Here is a 22,435-nt window from a genome sequence, read left to right on the forward strand (position 1 = left end):
GAACCCGGAAGTTAAGCCTTTCAGCGCCGATGGTACTGCAGCCGAGAGGCTGTGGGAGAGTAGGACGCCGCCGGACAACTATTCCAATCAGGGCCATCCCTTCGGGGGTGGCCCTGATTGCATTTGTCCTGGTGGTCTGCCGAGGTCGTGGGCCGTCCATCGTGCACAGGCGGTGCTCCGAGACTGCTGTTCCACAGCTTGGCTCCGCCGGAAACAGGGCTGTCGGCGCTCCGCGGCAACGTGTGCGCCCGGAGGTGATGTGCGATGGTCGCGCAGACGAAGGTCGAGGATCAGCCCGCAAGGACGAGGCTGCCGGTCGATCCGGTGAATGAGGTGCAGCTGGTCGGTCGGGTCTCGCAGGATCCCGAACGGCGCGAATTGCCGAGCGGTGACGTCCTGTGGACGTTCCGACTGGTGGTGGGACGCCCTGAGGACCGCCCGGTGTCGCGTCAGACGGTCGACGTGCTGGACTGCGCCGTGTGGTCGGCGCGCGTGCAGCGCTCGGTCGCCGGATGGCGGCCAGGTGACGTGGTCGAGGTCAGCGGGGCCGTGAGGCGACGGTTCTTCCGGGGCGCCGGCGGTACGGCGTCGCGGGTCGAGATCGAGGTGTCGACTGGTCGCATCATCCGTCGCGCAGCGACCGGATGAGCACCCCGAGGCTCGGCTTGGGCTGGAAGGAGGTGGCCTTCTCCGGCAACAGTCGACCGCTGGCCACGATCCTCAGGACCAGGTCGACGTCGGGTGCGGGGAGCAGGACGGCTACGGCGGTGTCCGGGCTGGCCAGCCCCAGGGCGTCCTCCGCGGAGTGGTGGTGGGTGATGCCGCGCGGACCACGAGGCAGGGCGGGAACGACGAGGTCGTGGAGGACCTCGACGGTCGCCCGGTCCTGGGGGACGTCGAGCCGTAGGTTGGCCCAGCCCTCGCCGTCGGTGATCACCAGGGTGGACGGTCCGAGGGCGGCGACGGCCTCCTCCGGGCGTGCGGGCACGAAGTGGGCGCCGATCGTCTCGGCGGCGCGGGCGACGTCCGCGAGCCGGACGCCCGAGAGGACCCGGTGGATGGCACCGAGAAAGAGCGGCGTGTCGTCGTGGTCGACGAGCATGGCCAACCCCAGGTCGGCGGCGCTGCCGGGGCGACGCTGCTGGAGCCGGAGGTAGGCGGCGTAGCGGTGGTGACCGTCCGCGATCAGAGTCCGGGTACCGGCGACAGCCTCCTGGATCACGGCGAGCTGCTCAGGATCGCGCAGGGCCCAGACCCGGTGGTGCTGGTCCGCGCGGTCGGTGAACGAGTGATCGGGGCGGCCGCCGCGGAGCCGGTCGAGGACGTCTCGTATCGCGGGTGCGGCTCGGTGGACCAACAGGATGGGGGCCGGGTTCAGGGCCATCTCGGCCATCCGGTCCGCGAGGTCGTCGGCCTGGGCGGGGTGGATCCCTTCGTGAGGGAGCACCGCGGCGTCCTCGATGCGGGTCGCGCGGTGCGAGAGGTCGAGGAGACCCACGAGACCGCGGATGGTCATTCCGCCGGCGGTGTACTCGTGGAGGTAGAGCGCTGGCTCGGTGTCGTGATGCATCTGTCCACGGGCCTGCCAGCGCGAGAGGCGGCTGGCGACGGAGGTGTAGGGGCGGGCGAACGCGCGGGCCGAGGACGGGTCGCCGATGCGGGACGGGGCGAGCATGAGTCCTCGGAACGGAGTCAGGTGCAGAGGTCCCGCCACGTACGGCGGCGCGACCACGGCACTGGTGTCCATCGTCGCATCGTAGGCTGCAGCGACAACACCACCGTGGAGGAGGCTGCATGCTTGGGTCGTCGAACGTCCCGCTCGCGGAACGCTACGACCTGGCGATGCTCGACCTCGACGGCGTGGTCTACGTCGGAGGCGATGCTGTGCCGGGCGCCCCTGCTCATCTCGGGCGCGCCCGGGAGGCCGGGCAGCGACTCGCGTTCATCACGAACAACGCGGCTCGGCCGCCGGAACGTGTCGCCGAGCATCTCCGTGACCTCGGGGTCGAGGCGGCGACCGAGGACGTCGTGACCTCCGCGCAGGCGGCGGCCCGGGTGCTGGGCGACCGGTTCGGAGCGGGCACGCGCGTCGTGCTCCTGGGGTCCGACGGGCTACGGTCGGCGCTCGCCGAGCAGGGGCTGGTCCCGGTCGGCGTGGACGACGAGGCGGTCGCGGTGGTCACCGGCTACGGGCCCGAGGTGCTGTGGCGCGACATCATGCGTGTGGCCGTGCGGGTGCGGGAGGGGCTGCCCTGGGTGGCCAGCAACCGCGACTACACGATTCCGACGGCCTATGGCGTGGCGCCGGGGCACGGGGTGCTGGTCGAGACGATCGAGCGGTTCAGCGGCATCACGCCGACGACGGCGGGCAAGCCCGAGCGACCCCTGCTCGACGAGACGGTGCGACGCGTCGGTGGACGCCACCCGCTGATGGTGGGCGACCGGTTGGACACCGACATCGAGGGCGCGCGCAACGCGGGGGTCGACTCCCTGCTCGTGCTGACCGGCGTGACCGGGCTGACCGAGCTGGTGGCGGCGAGAGCGGGCGAGCGGCCGACGTACCTGGCGCCGGACCTGGCCGGATTGACCGAACCCTGCGCGGCGCCGGAGGTGGACGGCGCCGCAGTGGCGCTCGGGGGCTGGACGGCCGAGGTGCGCGATGGTGCGCTGGCCGTGTCCGGGGACGGCGCCCCCGCCGACTGGTGGCGGGTGGTCGCCGTGGCCGGGTGGAGCCACCTCGACGAGGCCGGAAAGCCTGCGGACGCCGCCCAGCTCACGCCGCCCGCAGCCCCCGCCGGGGGCACCGACGGGTAGCCTCGGCCCCATGAGCGAGGACGGCGACTTCGGACCCGGGGCCCCGGCGCAGGTGCGCACGGGAGTGCCGCGGGTGGACGCGGTGATCGAGGCCGTCGAGCAGCTCGAGGAGCGGCCGATCGAGGAGCACGTGGGCGTCTTCGAGACCGCCCACGAGGAGCTCCGTCGGGCGCTCGACGCGGAGCCCGACGTACCCGCCGACGAGCCGGCCTGACCGGGCCGTGCCACCGCGTCGCCTACGACTCGACGCCGAGCTGGTCCGCCGTGGACTGGCCCGGTCGCGCGAGCACGCCAGTGAGCTGATCGCGGCAAAGCGGGTCAAGGTCCAGGGCGCCGTGGCCGGCAAGCCGGCCACCGGCGTGACGACCGACGTCGCGATCGTGGTGGCCGACGACCCGGAACGGCCGGACTACGTGTCGCGGGGCGGCCACAAGCTCGCCGGGGCGCTGGGCGCCTTCGGGCCCCTCGGCCTCGCGGTGGAGGGCCGGCGCTGCCTGGACGCGGGGGCGTCGACCGGCGGCTTCACCGACGTCCTGTTGCGGCACGGGGCCGCGCAGGTGGTGGCGGTCGACGTGGGCTACGGCCAGCTGGCCTGGCCAATTCGGCAGGACGAGCGAGTCGTCGTCCACGACCGGACGAACGTGCGCGAGCTGACCCGCGAGCTGATCGGCGGCCCGGTCGACCTGGTCGTCGGCGACCTTTCCTTCATCTCGCTGGAGATCGTGCTCGACGCGTTGCTGGGCGTGACGGGGGACGACGGTGACCTGGCCCTCATGGTCAAGCCGCAGTTCGAGGTCGGCAAGGAGCGGGTCGGCAAGGGAGGCGTGGTCCGCGACCCGGAGCTGCGGGCCGAGGCCGTGACCGGGGTGGCGGACGCGGCCGCCCGGCGGGGCTGGGGCGCCCGGGCCGTGACCGTCAGCCCGCTGCCGGGGCCGTCCGGCAACGTGGAGTTCTTCCTGTGGCTGCGTCAGGGGCCCGCCACGGTGACCGCCGACGACATCCACAGCACGGTGCGGGCTGCCGCCTCCCTGGGGGTGGCGGGTGAGAAGGTGGACCCATGACCGGCCCGAGACGCGTCCTCATGCTGACCCACACGGGTCGCGACGAGGCGCGCGACGTCGCGCTGGCCTTCTGCAAGGCACTGACGGGGCACGGGATCGTGGTCCGGCTGATCGAGTCCGAGGCGCGTGACCTGGGCCTGGACCCGGCGGCGTACGACCCGACGATCGAGCTGACCGCGGCCGAGGTCGGGGCCAGCGAGGGCTGCGAGCTGGCGCTGGTGATCGGTGGCGACGGGACCATCCTGCGCGCGGCGGAGATCACCCACGCGGCCGGCACGCCCGTGCTCGGGGTCAACCTGGGGCACGTGGGCTTCCTGGCCGAGGCGGAGTACGACCACGTCGAGTCGACGATCGACGCCATCGTCCAGCGCCGCTACGGCGCCGAGGACCGGATGACGCTCGACGTCCGGGTCTTCCACGACGGCGAGCAGGTGTTCCGGACCTTCGCCGTCAACGAGGCCAGCGTGGAGAAGGCAGCGCGCGAGCGGATGCTCGAGGTCGTCGTCGAGGTCGACGGACGGCCGCTGTCGCGGTGGGGGTGCGACGGGGTCGTGTGCGCCACGCCGACCGGCTCGACGGCCTACAACTTCAGTGCGGGCGGCCCGGTGGTGTGGCCCGAGGTCGAGGCCCTGCTGATGGTGCCGATCAGCGCGCACGCCCTCTTCGCCCGACCGCTCGTCGTGGCGCCGACCTCGGTGCTCGCGGTCGAGCTGCTCGCACGCGCCGACGGCGCCGGGGTGCTGTGGTGCGACGGCCGGCGGGCGTTCGACCTGCCGCCGGGTGCCCGGATCGAGGTCCGGCGGGGTGAGGTGCCGGTTCGTCTGGTCCGGCTCCACGAGGCGCCCTTCACGGACCGGCTGGTGGCGAAGTTCGGTCTGCCGGTCGAGGGCTGGCGGGGGTCGGCTGAGCGCCGGCGCCGTCCCGAGCTGAGGGAGGACCACGATGCTTGAGGAGATCCGGATCGGCTCGCTCGGCGTCATCGACGCCTCGACGCTGGAGCTCGGGCCGGGGCTGACCGTCATCACGGGTGAGACGGGCGCGGGCAAGACCATGGTGGTGACCGCGCTCGGGCTGCTGCTCGGCGGGCGGGCCGACGCGGGGGCCGTGCGCACCGGCGCGCGGACCGCGCGGGTCGAGGGCGTGGTGCACGTCGCGGGCCTGTCGGCGTTCGCGACCGCCGTGGAGGACGCGGGCGGCGAGATCGAGGACGAGCGGGTCGTGCTGGCCCGCAACGTGTCCGCCGAGGGCCGATCGCGGGCGTTCGTGGGCGGTGCGGCCGTCCCGATCTCGACCCTGGCCGGCGTCGCCGAGCCGCTGGTGGCGGTGCACGGCCAGTCCGACCAGCACCGGCTGCTCCAGGCCCGGGCCCAGCGCGAGGCGCTGGATCGGTTCGGCGGCAAGCCGCTGGCCGCCCTGGCCGCCGACTACTCGGACCTGCACGGACGGCTGGACGCGACGGAGCGCGAGCTCGAGGAGGTCGTGGCGACCGCGCGGGACCGCGCGCGGGAGGCCGACCTGCTGCGCTTCGGGCTGGGCGAGATCGAGGCCGTGGAGCCCGAGCCGGGCGAGGACACGAGCCTGGCTGCCGAGGAGACCCGCCTGGGCTTCGCCGACACCCTGCGTACGGCGGCCGAGCAGGCCCGCGAGGCGCTCTCCAGCGAGCAGGGCTCACCCGATGCGCTCGCCACCACCTCGGCGGCACGCGGCGCGCTTGAGGGGGTCCGCGAGCACGACAGCGAGGCCGGCGAGCTGGCCGACCGGCTGGCCGAGGTGACCTACCTGCTCTCCGACGTGGCGGCCGACGTCGCGTCGTACGCTGCGCGGGTCGACACCGATCCCGCGCGACTCGCCACGGTCTCGGAGCGTCGAGCGGCGCTGACCGCCCTGACACGCAAGTACGGCGACACCATCGACGAGGTGCTCGCCTGGGCGGCCCAGTCGGCCGAGCGGCTGCTCGACCTCGACGGCACCGACGACCGGATCGTCGAGCTCCGGACCCAGCAGGCGACGCTGCGCGACGAGCTGGCCCGGGCGGCCGAGGCGCTGTCGGCGGCGCGGACCGAGGCGGCCGGGCGGCTCGCCGAGGCCGTCACGGGCGAGCTCGCGCTGCTCGCGATGCCGCACGCACGACTGCGCATCGAAGTCCGCCAGAGCGAGCTGCCCCAGCCGGACGGCGTCACGCGCGGCGCGCCCCTGAAGGTCGGGAGGCGCTGGTTGCGCTACGGCGGCTCCGGCGTGGACGAGGTCGAGCTGCTCCTGGCTGCCAACACCGGGGCCGAGCCGCGTCCGCTCCACAAGGGCGCGTCCGGCGGCGAGCTGTCGCGGGTGATGCTCGCCCTGGAGGTGGCCCTGGCGGGCACCAGCCCGGTGCCGACGTTCGTCTTCGACGAGGTCGACGCGGGCGTCGGTGGCGCGGCCGCGGTCGAGGTGGGCCGGCGACTGGCCCAGCTGGCGCGGACCGCCCAGGTGCTGGTGGTCACCCACCTGCCCCAGGTCGCGGCGTACGCCGACCGGCACGTGGTGGTCGAGAAGTCCAGCGACGGCACCGTCACCAGCTCCGGGCTCACCGTGCTCGACGACACCCAGCGGATCAGCGAGCTGTCGCGGATGATGGCCGGCATGGCCGACTCCGACTCGGCCCTGGCCCATGCCCGCGAGCTGCTCGAGGTGGCAGGGCCGGCGCGCGCCCTGGGGTGACCTGGCCCACGCCGACGCGCCCGGCCGCGCGGGGTTCCCGGACGGGCCGGAGCGGTTTGTGACACTGGACCGGCCATGAGACTCAGCTCCCGACAGCGCACCGAGACCGACCTGCCCGGGATCGTCGGGACCGTCCGGGTCGGCCGGCGCGCCGACCTGCTCGCCCCCCGGCTCCGACCCGGCGACATCGCGGTGATCGACCACACCGACCTGGACCGGGAGAGCGCCCGGGCCCTGGTGGACAGCGGGGCCGTCCTCGTCGTCAATGCCCAGCCGATGATCTCCGGGCGGTTCCCGAACCTCGGTCCCGAGGTGCTCGCGCGGGCCGGGATCGACCTGGTCGACGGGATCGGGGCCGACGGCTTCGCGGCGATCGCGGACGGCCGGCAGGTCCGGGTCCACGAGGGCCGCGTGCACGTCGGCGACGCGGAGCGGGCCGCCGGTCGCGTGGTCGACCTCTCGACGGTCGAGGCCGAGATGGACGCGGCGCGGACCGGGCTGGTCACCCAGCTGGAGTCGCTCACCCGGACCAGCACCGAGTTCCTCCGACGCGAGCAGGACCTGCTCCTGCACGGCAAGGGCCTCCCGGTGACCGCGACGCGGTTCGCCGACCGGTCGGCGGTGGTCGTGGTCGCGGGCCCTGAGCACGAGGCGGAGCTTCGGTCGATCAAGCCGTACCTGAAGGAGCAGGAGCCGGTGCTGGTGGCGGTCGGTCGGGTGGCCGACCGGCTGCGCGAGCGCGGCTACCGGCCCGACGTCGTGGTGCTCGACGCCGACGACGACGCCGACCGCCCCAGTGCCGCGGTGCTGAAGGCAGCCCGGGACGTGGTCGTCCGCACCGGCCCGGGCCGGCCATCCGGCGCCGAGGGCCTGGAGCGGATGGGCGTGCGACCGCTGGTCTTCGAGACCTCGGCCACCGCCGAGGACGCCGCGCTGCTGATCGCCGACGCGGGCGACGCGAGGATCGTGATCGGGGTCGGGCTGCACGCCAGCCTCGAGGAGTTCCTGGATCGGCAGCGCGGCGGGCTGGCCAGCACCTACCTGACCCGGCTGCGGCTGGGGTCCCGCCTGGTCGACGCGGCCGCCGTACCCCGGCTCTACTCCGGGCGGGTCCGCCCGCACCACCTGCTCCTCGTGATGCTGGCCGGCTTCGTCGCTCTCGCCGCGTCCGTGTCCGTCACCCCCGTCGGTCAGGACTGGCTCGACCAGCTGGCCGACCTCCTGCCCCTCGTCTAGGACCCTCCCTGTGATCACCTACCGGCACCACATCGCCTCCCTCGTCGCCGTCTTCCTCGCTCTGGCGGTCGGCGTCGTGCTCGGCGGCGGCCCGCTCAGCGAGCTGGGCCGCGCCGAGGAGGGCCCCAGCACCTCGGCGGCGGAGCGTCAGCTCGCCGAGGCGCGGCGCGCGGCCGCCCTCGGCGACGACTTCGCGACCGAGTCAGCCGCGACCCTGTACGGCGGGAAGCTGCGTGGCCACCCCGCCGCGCTGGTGACGCTGCCCGGCGTCGACGAGGACGACGTCCAGGCCCTGACCGCACAGGTCGAGGCGGCCGGAGGCGCCGTCTCCGGGCGGTACGACGTCCGTGAGTCCCTGCTCGACCCCGGCGAGCGGAGCCTGGTCGACTCGCTGGGCAGCCAGCTGATGACGCAGCTGCCCGACGGGTCGGTCGACCTGGAGGCGCCGACGTACGTCCGGATGGGTCAGCTGCTGGGGGTCGCCGCGGCCACGACGGCCGCCGCGGGCGCGCCCGCAGATGCCGACACCACCGCGGTGCGCGAGAGCCTGGCCGCGGGGGAGCTGCTCACCACCGTCGACGACGACGCCGCCAAGGCACCGCTGGTGCTGGTCGCGGTCGGCGACGAGCCCGACGCGGCCGTGCTGGCCGGGCTGATGTCCGGTCTCGCCCAGACCTCCGCCGGGGTCGTGGTGGCCGGTGACACGGCCTCCGGACGCCCGGGCGGCGCGCTCGCCCTGTTGCGTTCCGACCCGGCCGGCGAGGAGCTGGCCACCGTCGACGCGGCCGACACGCCGCTCGGCCAGGTGAGTGTCGTCCTCGCCCTGCTGCGGCAGCTGGGCGGCACCGGAGGCGCTTTCGGGGCGTCGGGTGCAGAAGGTGCCGTCCCACTCGGATAGGATGGAGTTCCGTGAAGCCAGGCGCCCCCACCAAGCACATCTTCGTCACCGGAGGCGTTGCCTCCTCTCTCGGGAAGGGGCTCACGGCGTCCAGCCTGGGTCGACTGCTCCGCTCGCGCGGACTGCGGGTGACCATGCAGAAGCTGGACCCCTACCTGAACGTCGATCCCGGGACGATGAACCCGTTCCAGCACGGCGAGGTCTTCGTGACCAACGACGGGGCCGAGACCGACCTCGACATCGGTCACTACGAGCGGTTCCTCGACACCGACCTCAACCAGATCGCCAACGTCACGACCGGACAGGTCTACTCCAGCGTGATCGCCAAGGAGCGCCGCGGCGACTACCTCGGTGACACCGTGCAGGTGATCCCGCACATCACCAACGAGATCAAGGACCGGATCCGGGCGATGGCCGGCACCGGTGAGGACCAGGTCCACGTCGTGATCACCGAGGTCGGCGGCACGGTCGGCGACATCGAGTCGCTGCCGTTCCTCGAGGCCGCCCGCCAGGTCCGCCACGACGTCGGCCGCGACAACTGCTTCTTCATCCACGTCTCCCTGGTGCCCTACATCGGGCCGTCCGGCGAGCTGAAGACCAAGCCCACGCAGCACTCCGTCGCCGCGCTGCGCCAGGTCGGCATCCAGCCCGACGCCATCGTCTGCCGCGCCGACCGCGAGCTCCCGGACAGCATCAAGGCCAAGATCGCGCTGATGTGCGACGTCGACACCGAAGCGGTGGTCACGGCCGCGGACGCGCCGTCGATCTACGACATCCCGAAGGTGCTGCACCGCGAGGGCCTGGACGCCTACGTCGTACGCCGCCTCGACCTGCCCTTCCACGACGTGGACTGGGAGGTCTGGGACGACCTGCTGCGCAAGGTGCACCACCCCCAGGAGGACGTCACCATCGCGCTGGTCGGCAAGTACGTCGACCTGCCGGACGCCTACCTGTCCGTCGCCGAGGCGCTGCGGGCCGGCGGCTTCGCGCACGAGGCGAAGGTGCACCTGCGCTGGATCCCCTCCGACGAGTGCCGGACGCCGCAGGGCGCGGCCAAGCACCTCAGCGACGTGGACGCGGTCTGCGTCCCGGGTGGCTTCGGCATCCGCGGCCTCGAGGGCAAGCTCGGCGCGCTCACCTACGCGCGGACCCACAAGATCCCGACCCTCGGACTGTGCCTGGGCCTGCAGTGCATGGTCATCGAGTACTCCCGCAGCGTGCTCGGCCTGACCAAGGCCGGCTCGACGGAGTTCGACCCGGACACCCCGGAGCCGGTGATCGCGACGATGGCCGAGCAGAAGGCGTACGTCGAGGGTGCGGGCGACCTGGGCGGCACCATGCGGCTGGGTCTCTACCCGGCCGAGCTGGCCGAGGGCTCCGTGGTCCGTGAGGCGTACGGCGCGGGCTCGATCGAGGAGCGCCACCGGCACCGCTACGAGGTGAACAACTCCTACCGCGACCAGCTGACCGAGGCCGGACTGGTGTTCTCGGGCGTCTCGCCCGACAACAACCTGGTCGAGTTCGTCGAGCTGCCCCGCGAGGTACACCCCTACTACGTGTCGACGCAGGCGCACCCCGAGCTGCGCTCGCGGCCGACCCGCCCGCACCCGCTCTTCGCGGGCCTGGTCGGCGCGGCGATCGAGCGGCAGCGCGAGCTGCGGTTCCCGATCGACGAGAGCGGCCTGCGCCGCGAGCCCGTCGACGAGGACTGACCGGGTCCCGAGGGGCTAGGCCGACCGCGCTCGCAGCATCCGGGCGAGCCGGTCGGCGCCCATCACCAGCATCGAGCGCACGGGCGCCGGGACGCCGTCGGCCGCGGCGGCGTCCCGGGCTCGCGCGAGGACGGCGTCGTCGCCGATCGGCGGGAAGGTCATCCGGACCAGCGACATCGTCGACAGCAGCCCACCCGGCGGCATGGCCGCGACCTGGTCGAACCAGCGGTGCGCCCAGGGCAGCAGCAGCTCCTGCTGGCCGGGCCGCCAGAACCGGCTGGCGACCTCGCGGACCGCTCCGCCGGCCGGGACCTCGCGGTCCACGAGCAGGGCGGTCCAGGCCTCGGCCTTGCCGGCCTCCGCCGGCGCGGAGGCCCGTACGGCGAGCGCCCGGAACCGGGCCTCCGGGTCGGGGTCGCGCTCGAGCACGGCGGCGACCCCGTCGTCGACCGGCTCGCCGAGCTCGGCGCGGCGGGCGAGCAGCCGCCAGGCCAGGTCGGTGTCGTCGGCCGCCGCGGCGTCGAGGAGGGCGCGATGGGCGTCACCCGCGGCGGTCCCGGCGACGGTGCGCAGGGCGGAGCCGCGCAGGCCCGGGCGCTCGGCGACGCGGGCGGCCACGTCGGCGAGCCGGGCCCGCACCTCGGGCTGGGCGGCGCTCGGCAACCACCGCTCGACCAGCGCGAAGGCGCGGTCCAGGAACGGCTCGACGACCGCCGGGGAGTCCTCCCTCTCGAGGACGTCGAGCAGGCAGCCGGCGACGTCGGTGGCGGCCGCCTCGCCCCGGACGAGCAGGTCCCAGGCGGTCCCGACGGCGACCGCCCGGGACAGTGCGTCGGGCAGGGCGCCGGCCGAGGCGAGCAGGGTGCGGGTGGACGCCGGGTCGGTGCGGACGGCGGCGTACGTCAGGTCGCCGTCGTTGAGCAGGTGCAGGTCGGCATCGGGGAGCGTGACCGCGACCCGGTCGCCGCTGAGCTCGACCGGGACGCGGGCGACCCGCTCCAGCCGGTCTCCGGACCAGGAGAAGCAGCCGACGTCGAGGCGGTGGGGGCGGGGGACGCCGCCGTCGGGGGCGGTGCCGACCAGCTCGCCGCTGCCGAGGCTCAGGGTGTCGGCGCCGGAGCGGTCCAGCCAGTCGACCGTCCAGGCGTCCAGGTCGCGTCCGGAGGCCTCCGCGATCGCGCGGACCAGGTCGGCCAGGACGGTGTTGGCGTAGGCGTGCCGCGCGAAGTAGGCCTGCAGACCCGCCACGAAGGCCGGCTCGCCGACGTACTCGACGAGCTGGCGGAGCACCGCCTGACCCTTGTAGTAGGTGATCCCGTCGAAATTGGCCGTCGCGTGCGCGACGTCGGGCACCTCGCTGCGGATCGGGTGGGTCGCCGGCGACATGTCCTCGTCGTACGCGACGAGCTTCTCGGCGATCAGGAAGGTGGCCCACGCGTCGGTGAACTCGGTGGCGTTCGCCATCGCCCAGGTCGACGCGAACGACGCAAAGGCCTCGTTGAGCCAGAGGTCGTCCCACCACCGCATGGTCACCAGGTCGCCGAACCACATGTGGGCCATCTCGTGCAGCACGAAGACGGCCACCCAGCTGCGGTCGTCCGGGGTGGGCTCGGAGCGCGGCAGGATGCCGTCGCCGTACGTCACGCAGCCCCAGTTCTCCATCGCGCCGCCGAGGTTGGGCACGAAGACCTGGTCGTAGCGGGCTTGGGGGAACGGGGAGCCGAACCGCTCCCCGAAGAACGCGAGGCCCTGGGCGGTGACCCGGAACAGGTCCTCGGCGTCGCGCTCGAGGACGGCGCGGATGGACTGGCGGCTGTAGAGACCGAGGTCGTAGCCGTCGCGCTGTGCGCGGATCTCGTGGAAGGGGCCGGCGTTCACCACGACGACGTACGTCGACAGCGGCGGGGTGTCGGCGAACCGCCAGGTCCGCCCGCCGTCCTCGGCGTCGACCACCGAGTCCGGGGCGGTGCAGCTGGTGACCGTCCACGCCGCGGGCGCGTGCACCGTGAAGGCGTGCGGCGCCTTGAGATCGGGCTGGTCGAAGCAGGCCCACGCCCGGCGTGCCTCGTCGGGCTCGAAGGACGACCAGACGTAGACCAGGCCGTCGGTGTCGACGGTGCGCAGGATGCCCTGGCCGTCGGCGGTCTCGTCGGTGTCCATCGCGACGACCAGCACGTTGTCGGCGGCCAGGTCGCGCAGCGGCAGCCGGCCCTCCGTGACGTCGGCCGGGTCCAGGGCGACACCGTTCAGCGTCGCCCGTCGTACGACGCCGGCCGCGTCCACGAAGGTCGACGCCCCCGGCTCGTGGCACTGGAAGGCGATGGTGGCCACCGAGGACCAGCGCTCGCCGTCGAGCAGACCGCGCAGGTCCACCTCCAGGTCGTAGCGGTCCACGGTCAGGAGGGCGGCACGCCCCTCGGCCTCGGTGCGGGTCAGGCTGCGGTCGCTCACGCTCGCCACGGTAGCGTCCGCGACATGCCCGACGACCGCCCCGAGCTGCGCGACGTACCCGTGACCTGGCCGGTCCTGGCCACCCAGGACCTGCACCGCGACGACTGGGTGATGGCGCTGCGGTCCGACACGGTCCGCCGTACGCCGGAGGAGGAGCCGTTCACGCGACTGGTGCTGGAGCACCCGGGCGCGGCGATCATCCTCGCGGTCGACGAGCAGGAGCGGGTCTTCTGCCTCTGGCAGTACCGGCACCCGGCCGGGCGGCGGTTCGTCGAGCTGCCCGCCGGGCTCTGCGACGGCGACGACGGCGAGTCGCCGCTCGACGTCGCCCGTCGCGAGCTGCGCGAGGAGGCACTGCTCGAGGCCGACGAGTGGACCCACCTGACCTCGGTGTGGTCCTCGCCGGGGATCATCGCGGAGGTCCAGCACCTCTACCTCGCGCGCGGGCTGCGGGCGGTCGACCGCGGCGACTTCGTGCTGCGGCACGAGGAGGCTGACATGGACACCGCCTGGGTGCCCTTCGACGAGCTGCTGGAGGCGGTGCTGGCGGGTCGTGTCACCGATGCGCCGCTGGTCACGGCAATACTGATGGCGCAGGCACGGGGTCTCGTGCCCTCGGACCGGTCGACGAGCAGAGGAGACGCACGGTGAAGGTCGGCATCCCGAAGGAAGTCAAGAACCACGAGTACCGCGTGGCGATCACGCCGATCGGGGTGCACGAGCTGGTCGCGCACGGCCACCAGGTCTTCATCGAGACCGGGGCCGGGGTGGGCTCGTCGATCACCGACGAGGAGTACGTCGCCGAGGGCGCCACCATCGTGCCGGACGCCGACGCCGCCTGGGGCACCGACGGCAGCATCGACCTGGTGCTGAAGGTCAAGGAGCCGGTGGCTGAGGAGTACCACCGGATGCGCGAGGGCCTGACCCTCTTCACCTACCTCCACCTCGCCGCCGACAAGCCGCTGACCGAGGAGCTGCTGGCCCGCAAGGTCACCGGCATCGCCTACGAGACCGTCCAGCTGCCGAGCGGCGGGCTGCCGCTGCTCTACCCGATGTCGGAGGTCGCGGGCTGCCTCGCGCCCCAGGTCGGGGCCTACTCGATGCTCAAGGCCCAGGGCGGCCGCGGCGTGCTGATGGGCGGGGTCGGTGGCGTCGCGAACGCCAAGGTCGTCATCATCGGCGCCGGCGTCAGCGGTCAGAACGCCGCCAACATCGCGCTCGGCATGGGCGCCGACGTGACCCTGCTCGACACCGACCTCGACAAGCTGCGGATGTCGTTCTGGCGCTACAACAACCAGGTGCACGGCCTCGCGTCGTCGAAGCTGGCCATCGAACAGCACGTCACCGAGGCCGACATGGTCATCGGCGCGGTGCTGATCCCGGGCGCGGCCGCGCCGAAGCTGGTCTCCAACGAGCTCGTGAGCGCGATGAAGCCGGGCTCGGTGCTGGTCGACATCGCGGTCGACCAGGGCGGGTGCTTCGAGGACACGCACCCCACCACCCACGCGGACCCGACGTACACGGTCCACAACTCGACGTTCTACTGCGTGGCCAACATGCCGGGCGCGGTGCCGAACACCTCGACGTACGCCCTGACCAACGCGACGCTGCCGTACGCCGTCGCGCTGGCCGACAAGGGCTGGGCCGCGGCCTGCGCCGACAACGACGCGCTCGCGCTCGGCCTCAACACCTACGACGGACTGCTCACCAACGAGCCGGTCGCCGACGCGGTCGGCCTGGAGGCCACCGACCTCGACACCGTGCTGCACAGTGCCCTGGGTCGAGCCCTTGGCTGAGGCGGTGGCGGTCCGGACGGACGGCGTCGCGCGCGCCGTCCGCACCTACCTCGACCACCTCACCGTCGAGCGCGGGCTGGCGGCCAACACGCTGACGTCGTACCGGCGCGACCTGCGGCGCTACCAGGAGTACCTCGCCGAGGTCGGGGTCGAGGACCTCTCGGCGATCGCGGAGGCGACGGTCTCGGCCTTCCTGGTGCGGCTGCGCGAGGGCGACGCCGACCACCCGCCGCTGAGCTCGACGTCCGCGGCCCGGACCGTGGTGGCGGTGCGCGGCTTCCACAAGTTCGCCGTGGCCGACGGCCTGGCCGACCTCGACCCGGCTGGTGCGGTGAAGCCGCCGACGCCGGCGAAGCGGCTGCCCAAGGCGCTGCCGCTCTCGGACGTCGAGGCGATCCTGGAGGCCGCCGGCTCTCCGGGTACGACGCTCGCGCTGCGGGACCGCGCGCTGCTGGAGGTCCTCTACGGCACCGGCGCGCGGATCTCGGAGGCGGTCGGGCTCGACGTCGACGACCTCGACGTCGAGGCCACGCAGGAGGTCGGCACGGTGCTGCTTCGCGGCAAGGGCAGCAAGGAGCGGATCGTGCCGGTCGGGTCCTACGCGCGGGAGGCGGTCGACGCCTACCTGGTGCGCGGGCGCCCCGAGCTGGTCGCCACCGGGAAAGGCACCCCGGCGCTGTTCCTCAACGCGCGCGGTGGCCGGCTCTCGCGGCAGTCCGCGTGGGCGGTCCTGCAGCGTGCCGCCGACCGGGCCGGCGTGACCCGCGACGTCTCCCCGCACACCCTGCGGCACTCGTTCGCCACCCACCTGCTCGACGGCGGCGCCGACGTCCGCGTCGTGCAGGAGCTGCTCGGCCACGCCTCGGTCACCACGACCCAGATCTACACGCTCGTCACCGTCGATAACCTGCGCGAGGTCTTCGCCACGGCCCATCCGCGGGCCCGGTAGCCCTGTCGGGGAGGATGGGGCCGTGAGCGCCGACGACCTGCTGGACCAGATCACCTCCGCGGTCGCCGAGCGCGGGTTGGAGCTCTACCCGCACCAGGAGGAGGCGATCCTCGCCCTGCTGGCCGGCGACAACGTGGTCCTCGCGACGCCGACCGGCTCGGGCAAGTCGCTGGTGGCCGAGGCGGCGCACCGGGCCGCGCTGGCCGACGACCGGGTGTCGTTCTACACCGCACCGATCAAGGCGCTGGTGAGCGAGAAGTTCTTCGCACTGTGCGAGGTCTTCGGCGCCGCGGACGTGGGCATGCTCACCGGGGACGCGGCAGTGAACCCGGACGCCCCGATCATCTGCTGCACCGCCGAGATCCTGGCCAACATCGCGCTGCGCGAGGGCGACGGTGCGGACGTCGGCCTCGTGGTCATGGACGAGTTCCACTTCTACGGCGAGCCGGACCGCGGCTGGGCCTGGCAGGTGCCGCTGCTGGAGCTGCCGCAGGCTCAGTTCCTGCTGATGTCGGCGACGCTGGGCGACGTCACCGAGCTGGCCGCGGACCTCACCCGCCGCAACGGCCGTGACACCACCGTGGTGGACCAGGCCGAGCGGCCGGTGCCGCTGTCGTTCGACTGGTCGTTGGAGCCGATGCCCGAGCGGCTCGAGGAGCTGGTCACGACCGGCCAGGCTCCGGTCTACGTCGTGCACTTCACCCAGGCCGCGGCGGTCGAGCACGCCACCGGGCTGGCGACGGTGAAGTGGATTCCGAAGCCCGGTTTCGAGGCTCGCTCCGCTCACACCTCAACCACCGAGTTCTCACGGATCCTCGACGAGGTCCGCTTCGGCGCCGGCTTCGGCAAGACCCTCTCGAAGCTGCTGCGCAAGGGCATCGGCGTCCACCACGCGGGGATGCTGCCACGCTACCGGCGGCTGGTGGAGCAGCTGGCCCAGCAGGGACTGCTCTCCGTCATCTGCGGCACCGACACCCTCGGCGTCGGCATCAACGTGCCGATCCGCACGGTGCTGTTCACCGGGCTGGCCAAGTTCGACGGCAACCGGCAACGGGTGCTGCGGTCGCGCGAGTTCCTGCAGATCGCCGGCCGGGCCGGGCGTGCCGGCTTCGACACCGCCGGGTACGTCGCCGTCCAGGCGCCCGAGCACGTCATCGAGAACGAGAAGGCCAAGGCCAAGGCCGACGCCAAGAACGCCGCGATGAGCGTCGAGAAGCAGGCCAAGCGCAAGAGCAAGGCCCAGCTCAAGAAGGCTCCCGAGGGCGCCGTGGTGTGGACCGAGCAGACCTTCGACAAGCTGGTCGCCGGCACTCCCGAGCCGCTGGTCTCGCGGATGCGGGTCGACAACTCGATGCTGCTCAACGTGCTGGTGCGCGAGGAGGACGCCTTCCCCGTCCTGCGCCGGCTGCTGACCGACAACCACGAGGACCGGCGCAACCAGCTCCGGCTGTCGCGACGGGCGCTGCGCCTGGCCCGGTCGCTGGTCCACTCCGGGGTGCTGACCCGGCTCGAGGAGCCCGACGAGTTCGGTCGGCGCTACGTGGTGACCGAGGACCTGCCCGTGGACTTCGCGCTCAACCAGCCGCTGGCGCACTTCGCGCTCGCGGCCCTGGACGTGCTCGACGTGGAGGCGGACGAGCACACGCTCGACATCCTCTCGGTGATCGAGTCGGTGCTCGAGGCGCCCCGGCAGATCCTGTTCGCCCAGCAGCACGCGGCCCGGGGTGAGGCGGTCAACGAGATGAAGGCCGACGGGATCGAGTACGAGGAGCGGATGCGGCTGCTGGAGGAGATCACCTGGCCGCAGCCGCTCGCCGAGCTGCTGGGGGCGACGTACGAGATCTACCGCGGGCGGCACCCCTGGCTGCCCGAGGACGCGCTGTCGCCGAAGTCGATCGTGCGGGAGATGTACGAGCAGGGGATGTCGTTCACCGACTTCGTCTCGCGCTACCAGCTGGCGCGGTCCGAGGGGCTGGTGCTGCGCTACCTCACCGACGCCTACCGCACGCTGCGCCAGACCGTCCCGGAGTCGCACCGCACGCCCGAGCTGGAGGAGCTGGGGGAGTGGCTGGGCGAGACCATCCGTCAGACCGACTCCTCGCTGCTCGACGAGTGGGAGGCCCTGAGCGACCCGGCGGCAGCGCTGGCGCGTCGCAGCGGCGAGCTCGCGCACCACGAGCCGCCGCCCCCGCCGCGGCCGCTCTCGAAGCAGGACCGGGCCTTCAAGGTGATGGTCCGCAACGCGATGTGGCGCCGCGTCGAGCTGGTGGCCCGCGACGACCTGACCGGGCTGATGGCGCTCGAGCGGGCCGCGGCCGACCGCACCGAGCCGGCGCGGGAGGTCGTGATGACCCGGTCGGCCTGGGACGCGGCGATCGAGGACTACTACGCCGAGCACGACACCGTCCGCACCGACGGCGACGCCCGCGGCCCGGCCCTGCTGGAGATCGAGCCGGCCACCGGCACCCCGGCCGGCGCGGACGACGCGGACGGGCCGCTCGCCGTACGGCTGTGGCGGCTGCGGCAGACGATCCACGACCCCGAGGACCACCACGACTGGGTGATCGACGCGATCGCCGACCTGGACGCCACCGACGCGGCCGGCGAGCTGGTGCTGGCCACCACGGCCTTCCACCGGCTGGGTGGCTAGGCTCGACCCATGAGTGACGTGGAGGTCAGCAACAACAGCGACGAGTCCCGCTACGAGGCGCTGGTGGACGGCGAGCTTGCCGGCGTCGCCGTCTACGTCCTGCAGGGCACCGAGTCGATCATCTTCACCCACACCGAGGTCGCCGACGCGTTCGAGGGCAAGGGCGTCGGCTCTGCGCTGGCCCGGTTCGCCCTCGACGACGTCCGACGTGACGGCACGCGCAAGGTCGTCCCGCGCTGCCCGTTCATCAAGGGCTGGATCGACAAGCACCCCGACTACGCGGACCTGGTGCGCGCCTAGTTCTCCACAGATTGGTGCACAGGCGGACCTCGACCTGTGCACCAGCACCGGGGCCGAGTGCACAGGCGGGCCTCCCGACCGGTGCACTCAGCCCGGCATGACGGACCCGGGTTGTGGGTCGTCGGACCCCGGTCCTAGGCTCGCGCGGAAGCCGCCGCCGTGTCGCCGTGTCGACAATTGCCGGCGTGGCGGGACAGGCACACTGGTACCACCAGGACGGTGGTCCGACACGTGAGGGGAATCGGTCGCATGGAGGACAGCAGTGCGCCGGAGATGCCCCCGCGGACCCGGGTCCCGGTCCCGTCGACACCGTCCACTGCACAGCACCCCACCCGCGACACCGGAGAAGAGCACCCCTTGAGCGACCCCCTGCCGTTCGAGCGCCCCGCGAACGCCGACGTGAAGCTCGGCCCGACCGGACGCCCGATGCCCGAGCTGCCCGAGCCGCGGGCGCTCACCGAGCACGGCAACGCGCGGGTGGTGTCGATGTGCAACCAGAAGGGCGGCGTCGGCAAGACGACGACCACCATCAACCTGGGTGCCTCGCTGGCCGAGCTCGGCCGCAAGGTGCTCCTGGTCGACTTCGACCCGCAGGGCTCGCTCTCGGTCGGGCTGGGCCTGAACCCGCACGAGATGGACCTGTCCATCTACAACCTGCTGATGGACCGCGAGGTCGGGGTCGAGGACGTCATCGTCCCGACCGGGGTCGCCGGCATGGACCTGCTGCCCTCCAACATCGACCTCTCGGCCGCCGAAGTGCAGCTGGTCCACGAGGTCGCGCGCGAGCAGACCCTGCAGCGGGTGCTCGCCCCGGCCATCGCCCAGTACGACGTCATCCTCATCGACTGCCAGCCGTCGCTGGGCCTGCTGACCGTCAACGCGCTGACCGCCTCCGACGGCGTGATCGTGCCGCTGGAGTGCGAGTACTTCGCGCTGCGCGGTGTCGCGCTGCTGAAGACCACGATCGACAAGGTGCGCGAGCGGCTCAACCCGCGCCTGGAGATCGACGGCGTCCTCGGCACCATGTTCGACGGCCGCACCCTCCACAGCCGCGAGGTCATGGACCGGCTGGTGCAGGCCTGGGGCGACAAGGTCTTCCACACCGTCATCCGCCGGACGGTGAAGTTCTCCGACTCGACCGTCGCCGGCGAGCCGATCACGTCGTACGCCTCGACGTCGGCGGGCGCCGACTCCTACCGCCAGCTGGCCAAGGAGGTGCTCGCCGCGTGGCCCGACGCGTGAGCATGCCGGCCGCCGACGACCTGTTCCGTCCCACCGTCGAGGCGGAGCAGCCGAAGTCGGTGCGCGCGGTCCCCGACGAGCCCGAGGCGCCCGAGACCCCCGAGGGCCGGCGCAAGCCCAGCGGCCGGGTGCGCCACGACGAGAAGATGACGGTCTACGTCACCTCCGACGAGCTCCTCGAGATCGAGCACGCCCGGCTCGCGCTGCGCCGGGGCCAGGGGCTCGCGGTCGACCGCGGTCGGCTGGTGCGCGAGGCGATCTCCCTGGTGCTGGCCGACTACGAGGAGAACGGCGACGACAGCGCGCTGGTCCGGCGGCTGACCGAGGGATGAGCGGCCCGGTCGCCGAGCGGGAGACGGAGCAGGCGCCCGGCTTCGCGCTGCACCTGGACAACTTCGAGGGTCCCTTCGACCTGCTCCTGAGCCTGATCTCCAAGCACAAGCTCGACATCACCGAGGTGGCCCTGTCGAAGGTCACCGACGAGTTCATCGCCCATGTCAAGGCCGGAGGACCGGTGTGGGAGCTGGAGGAGACCACCTCGTTCCTGCTGGTCGCCTCGACGCTGCTCGACCTCAAGGCCGCCCGGCTGCTGCCCCAGGGCGACGTCGAGGACGAGGAGGACCTGGCCCTGCTGGAGGCCCGCGACCTGCTGTTCGCGCGGCTGATGCAGTACAAGGCGTTCAAGCAGGTGGCCAGCGTCCTCGAGACCCGGTTGGCCGGGGAGTCGCAGCGGCACCCGCGGGCCGTCGGGCTGGAGGACCGGTTCGCCCGGCTGCTGCCCGAGGTGCTGATCGGCATCGGCCTGGAGCAGTTCGCGGCCCTCGCCGCCAAGGCGCTGGAGCCGAAGCCGGTGCTCGAGCTGACCCTGCACCACATCCACGCCGCCAAGGTGAGCGTGCGAGAGCAGGCCGGCATCGTCGTCGACCGGCTCCGTCGTACGGGCACGATGACCTTCCGCGCGCTGTGCGGCGACTCGCCCGACACGCTCACGACCGTGGCACGGTTCCTGTCGCTGCTGGAGTTGTTCCGCGAGGGAGCGGTCTCCTTCGACCAGGTCACCCCGCTGGGCGAGCTGACCGTGCGGTGGACCGGCGCCGACGACGTGGAGGCCGAGGACCTGGTCACCGACGAGTTCGAGGGTGCGCCGCCCGAGCCCGTCGTACCCGAGACAGCCGAGACTCCCGAGGAGGAGCAGTGAGCGAGACCGAGGACCAGCTGCCGGTGCCGGTGGTGGCCTTGCGGCCGTCGCTGGAGGCGGTGCTGATGGTCGCCGACCAGCCGCTCGACGTGGCGAGCCTGGCCAGCGCGGTCGGCTACCCGGTCGACGACGTGACCGCCGCGCTCGCGGCGCTGGCGGCGGAGTACGACGAGCAGGGTCGCGGCTTCGAGCTGCGCCACGTGGCCGGCGGCTGGCGCTTCTACACGCGCGAGAAGTACGCCGTCGTGGTGGAGGCGTTCGTGCTCGAGGGTCAGCAGGCCCGGCTCACCCAGGCCGCGCTCGAGACCCTGGCGGTCGTCGCCTACAAGCAGCCGGTCTCGCGCGCGCGGGTCTCGGCGATCCGCGGCGTCAACGTCGACGGGGTGATGCGCACCCTGCTGACCCGAGGGCTGGTCGAGGAGGCCGGGCAGGACGGCGAGACCGGCGCCAACCTCTACCGGACCACCCGCTACTTCCTCGAGCGGATCGGCGTCACGTCGCTCGACGAGCTGCCGGAGCTGGCGCCGTACCTCCCGGACATGGACGACCTCGAGGAGGAGCTGGCCGAGATGGCCGCCCCGACTCCGGCCCCGTCGCCCGAGCACCACCCTTCTCCCCACAGCGGCCAGGGCACCGAGCCCGACGGCGGAACGGACGTCACATGAGCAGCGGCAGCGCCGAGACCGGTCTCCAGACGGACGCAGACGGCCTGATCCGGCTGCAGAAGCTCCTGGCGATGTCCAACGTCGCCTCGCGCCGCAAGTGCGAGGAGCTGATGCTCGACGGGAAGGTCGAGGTGGACGGCGAGGTGATCACCCGCCTCGGCACCAAGGTCGACCCGCGCACCGCGGTGATCCGCGTCGACGGCAAGCGGCTGCCCCCGGTGTCGGAGAAGGTCTACCTGGTGCTGAACAAGCCACGGGGGGTCGTCTCGACGATGTCGGACCCCGAGGGTCGTCGTACCCTCCAGGACCTGGTGGCCGACCGGCCCGAGCGGCTCTTCCACGTCGGCCGGCTCGACACCGACACGTCCGGGCTGATCATCCTGACCAACGACGGTGACTTCGCCCAGCGGCTCGCGCACCCGTCGTACGAGGTGGACAAGACGTACGTCGCCGAGGTCGAGGGCGAGATCTACCGGCGCACGCTGAAGTCGCTGCTCGAGGGCGTCACGCTCGACGACGGGCCGGTGACGGTCTCGCGGGTGCGGATGATCGAGTCCGGCAAGGAGAAGTCGATCGTCGAGCTGGTCATCCACGAGGGCCGCAACCGGATCGTGCGGCGGCTGATGGACCACCTCGGTCACCCCGTACGACGCCTCACCCGCACCCAGCTCGGTCCCGTGGTGCTGCGGGGGCTGAAGTCGGGGGAGATGCGCGAGCTGACGCTCGACGAGCTGGGCGAGCTGCTGGACAACGCGAAGCTGTAGAT

Annotated in this window: 21 protein-coding genes and 1 rRNA gene; 20 read left to right on the forward strand and 2 right to left on the reverse strand. The window is 72.8% G+C overall.

Going from position 1 to position 22,435, the window contains the following annotated elements; translation table 11 throughout:
* Positions 1 to 76, forward strand: a 5S ribosomal RNA gene (gene rrf, locus V7S47_RS17430); the annotation flags it as partial.
* 188 nt (positions 77 to 264) lie between these two features.
* Positions 265 to 648, forward strand: a complete 384-nt coding sequence (locus V7S47_RS17435) for a single-stranded DNA-binding protein (protein ID WP_336562763.1) — start codon at positions 265 to 267, stop codon at positions 646 to 648.
* Here V7S47_RS17435 and V7S47_RS17440 read toward each other — a convergent pair.
* Positions 623 to 1,747 carry a DUF1015 family protein gene (locus V7S47_RS17440; RefSeq protein WP_336562764.1) on the reverse strand — a complete coding sequence of 375 codons (1,125 nt, stop codon included), beginning with the start codon at positions 1,745 to 1,747 and terminating at the stop codon, positions 623 to 625. The genes V7S47_RS17435 and V7S47_RS17440 overlap by 26 nt on opposite strands.
* A 47-nt stretch (positions 1,748 to 1,794) precedes the next feature.
* On the opposite strand from V7S47_RS17440, the gene V7S47_RS17445 reads away from it, so the two are divergent.
* From V7S47_RS17445 to V7S47_RS17480, 8 genes are all read left to right on the forward strand, one after another.
* On the forward strand, positions 1,795 to 2,814 hold the full coding sequence (locus V7S47_RS17445; RefSeq protein WP_336562765.1) for an HAD-IIA family hydrolase: 1,020 nt from the start codon (positions 1,795 to 1,797) through the stop codon (positions 2,812 to 2,814).
* A 10-nt stretch (positions 2,815 to 2,824) separates the two neighbouring features.
* Positions 2,825 to 3,028, forward strand: a complete 204-nt coding sequence (locus V7S47_RS17450) for a hypothetical protein (RefSeq protein ID WP_336562766.1) — start codon at positions 2,825 to 2,827, stop codon at positions 3,026 to 3,028.
* Between the two features lie 7 nt (positions 3,029 to 3,035).
* A complete protein-coding gene (locus tag V7S47_RS17455; protein WP_336562767.1) occupies positions 3,036 to 3,875 on the forward strand; it encodes a TlyA family RNA methyltransferase in 840 nt (279 codons plus the stop codon).
* On the forward strand, positions 3,872 to 4,825 hold the full coding sequence (locus V7S47_RS17460; RefSeq protein ID WP_336562768.1) for an NAD kinase: 954 nt from the start codon (positions 3,872 to 3,874) through the stop codon (positions 4,823 to 4,825). Before V7S47_RS17455 ends, V7S47_RS17460 begins: the two co-directional genes overlap by 4 nt.
* Positions 4,818 to 6,572 carry a DNA repair protein RecN gene (recN, locus tag V7S47_RS17465; protein WP_336562769.1) on the forward strand — a complete coding sequence of 585 codons (1,755 nt, stop codon included), beginning with the start codon at positions 4,818 to 4,820 and terminating at the stop codon, positions 6,570 to 6,572. Before V7S47_RS17460 ends, recN begins: the two co-directional genes overlap by 8 nt.
* A gap of 75 nt (positions 6,573 to 6,647) precedes the next feature.
* Positions 6,648 to 7,808 carry a putative cytokinetic ring protein SteA gene (gene steA, locus V7S47_RS17470; protein ID WP_336562770.1) on the forward strand — a complete coding sequence of 387 codons (1,161 nt, stop codon included), beginning with the start codon at positions 6,648 to 6,650 and terminating at the stop codon, positions 7,806 to 7,808.
* A 10-nt stretch (positions 7,809 to 7,818) separates the two neighbouring features.
* Positions 7,819 to 8,706 (forward strand): copper transporter, encoded by an 888-nt coding sequence (locus V7S47_RS17475; RefSeq protein ID WP_336562771.1) that lies wholly within the window; start codon positions 7,819 to 7,821, stop codon positions 8,704 to 8,706.
* An 11-nt stretch (positions 8,707 to 8,717) separates the two neighbouring features.
* Positions 8,718 to 10,418 carry a CTP synthase gene (locus V7S47_RS17480; protein WP_336562772.1) on the forward strand — a complete coding sequence of 567 codons (1,701 nt, stop codon included), beginning with the start codon at positions 8,718 to 8,720 and terminating at the stop codon, positions 10,416 to 10,418.
* A gap of 15 nt (positions 10,419 to 10,433) precedes the next feature.
* Here the strand turns inward: V7S47_RS17480 and pepN are convergent, their stop codons facing one another.
* Complete coding sequence (gene pepN / locus V7S47_RS17485; protein ID WP_336562773.1) at positions 10,434 to 12,869, reverse strand: aminopeptidase N; 2,436 nt, start codon at positions 12,867 to 12,869, stop codon at positions 10,434 to 10,436.
* A 24-nt stretch (positions 12,870 to 12,893) separates the two neighbouring features.
* Here pepN and V7S47_RS17490 point away from each other — a divergent pair, with 24 nt between their 5' ends.
* From V7S47_RS17490 to V7S47_RS17535, 10 genes are all read left to right on the forward strand, one after another.
* Positions 12,894 to 13,520 carry an NUDIX hydrolase gene (locus tag V7S47_RS17490; protein ID WP_336562775.1) on the forward strand — a complete coding sequence of 209 codons (627 nt, stop codon included), beginning with the start codon at positions 12,894 to 12,896 and terminating at the stop codon, positions 13,518 to 13,520.
* Positions 13,517 to 14,665 carry an alanine dehydrogenase gene (ald, locus tag V7S47_RS17495; protein ID WP_336562776.1) on the forward strand — a complete coding sequence of 383 codons (1,149 nt, stop codon included), beginning with the start codon at positions 13,517 to 13,519 and terminating at the stop codon, positions 14,663 to 14,665. Before V7S47_RS17490 ends, ald begins: the two co-directional genes overlap by 4 nt.
* Before the next feature lie 4 nt (positions 14,666 to 14,669).
* Positions 14,670 to 15,614, forward strand: a complete 945-nt coding sequence (xerD, locus tag V7S47_RS17500; protein ID WP_336562777.1) for a site-specific tyrosine recombinase XerD — start codon at positions 14,670 to 14,672, stop codon at positions 15,612 to 15,614.
* A 22-nt stretch (positions 15,615 to 15,636) separates the two neighbouring features.
* A complete protein-coding gene (locus tag V7S47_RS17505; RefSeq protein WP_336562778.1) occupies positions 15,637 to 18,264 on the forward strand; it encodes a DEAD/DEAH box helicase in 2,628 nt (875 codons plus the stop codon).
* Between the two features lie 9 nt (positions 18,265 to 18,273).
* Positions 18,274 to 18,564, forward strand: coding sequence for a GNAT family N-acetyltransferase (locus tag V7S47_RS17510; RefSeq protein ID WP_336562779.1), 291 nt, complete (start codon positions 18,274 to 18,276; stop codon positions 18,562 to 18,564).
* Between the two features lie 426 nt (positions 18,565 to 18,990).
* Positions 18,991 to 19,806 (forward strand): ParA family protein, encoded by an 816-nt coding sequence (locus V7S47_RS17515; RefSeq protein WP_244509552.1) that lies wholly within the window; start codon positions 18,991 to 18,993, stop codon positions 19,804 to 19,806.
* Positions 19,791 to 20,138 (forward strand): hypothetical protein, encoded by a 348-nt coding sequence (locus V7S47_RS17520; protein WP_336562780.1) that lies wholly within the window; start codon positions 19,791 to 19,793, stop codon positions 20,136 to 20,138. The genes V7S47_RS17515 and V7S47_RS17520 overlap by 16 nt, the downstream gene beginning before the upstream one ends.
* Complete coding sequence (locus V7S47_RS17525) at positions 20,135 to 21,004, forward strand: segregation and condensation protein A (RefSeq protein WP_336562781.1); 870 nt, start codon at positions 20,135 to 20,137, stop codon at positions 21,002 to 21,004. The genes V7S47_RS17520 and V7S47_RS17525 overlap by 4 nt, the downstream gene beginning before the upstream one ends.
* Before the next feature lie 65 nt (positions 21,005 to 21,069).
* Positions 21,070 to 21,669 carry an SMC-Scp complex subunit ScpB gene (scpB, locus tag V7S47_RS17530; RefSeq protein ID WP_336562978.1) on the forward strand — a complete coding sequence of 200 codons (600 nt, stop codon included), beginning with the start codon at positions 21,070 to 21,072 and terminating at the stop codon, positions 21,667 to 21,669.
* A complete protein-coding gene (locus V7S47_RS17535) occupies positions 21,666 to 22,433 on the forward strand; it encodes a pseudouridine synthase (protein ID WP_090860784.1) in 768 nt (255 codons plus the stop codon). Before scpB ends, V7S47_RS17535 begins: the two co-directional genes overlap by 4 nt.
* Positions 22,434 to 22,435: the final 2 nt, after the last annotated feature.

The sequence above is a fragment of the Nocardioides sp. CCNWLW216 genome, assembly GCF_037120545.1.
Classification (GTDB): Bacteria; Actinomycetota; Actinomycetes; order Propionibacteriales; family Nocardioidaceae; genus Nocardioides; species Nocardioides lianchengensis.

Coding starts and splice junctions, on each gene's coding strand:
- V7S47_RS17525 (WP_336562781.1), top strand. CDS start 20,135: ATGAGCGGCCCGGTCGCCGAGCGGGAGACGGAGCAGGCGCCCGGCTTC.
- V7S47_RS17435 (WP_336562763.1), top strand. CDS start 265: ATGGTCGCGCAGACGAAGGTCGAGGATCAGCCCGCAAGGACGAGGCTG.
- V7S47_RS17510 (WP_336562779.1), top strand. CDS start 18,274: ATGAGTGACGTGGAGGTCAGCAACAACAGCGACGAGTCCCGCTACGAG.
- V7S47_RS17445 (WP_336562765.1), top strand. CDS start 1,795: ATGCTTGGGTCGTCGAACGTCCCGCTCGCGGAACGCTACGACCTGGCG.
- steA (WP_336562770.1), top strand. CDS start 6,648: ATGAGACTCAGCTCCCGACAGCGCACCGAGACCGACCTGCCCGGGATC.
- V7S47_RS17490 (WP_336562775.1), top strand. CDS start 12,894: ATGCCCGACGACCGCCCCGAGCTGCGCGACGTACCCGTGACCTGGCCG.
- recN (WP_336562769.1), top strand. CDS start 4,818: ATGCTTGAGGAGATCCGGATCGGCTCGCTCGGCGTCATCGACGCCTCG.
- V7S47_RS17440 (WP_336562764.1), bottom strand. CDS start 1,747: ATGGACACCAGTGCCGTGGTCGCGCCGCCGTACGTGGCGGGACCTCTG.
- V7S47_RS17515 (WP_244509552.1), top strand. CDS start 18,991: ATGCCCGAGCTGCCCGAGCCGCGGGCGCTCACCGAGCACGGCAACGCG.
- V7S47_RS17535 (WP_090860784.1), top strand. CDS start 21,666: ATGAGCAGCGGCAGCGCCGAGACCGGTCTCCAGACGGACGCAGACGGC.
- scpB (WP_336562978.1), top strand. CDS start 21,070: ATGGTCGCCGACCAGCCGCTCGACGTGGCGAGCCTGGCCAGCGCGGTC.
- V7S47_RS17450 (WP_336562766.1), top strand. CDS start 2,825: ATGAGCGAGGACGGCGACTTCGGACCCGGGGCCCCGGCGCAGGTGCGC.
- V7S47_RS17460 (WP_336562768.1), top strand. CDS start 3,872: ATGACCGGCCCGAGACGCGTCCTCATGCTGACCCACACGGGTCGCGAC.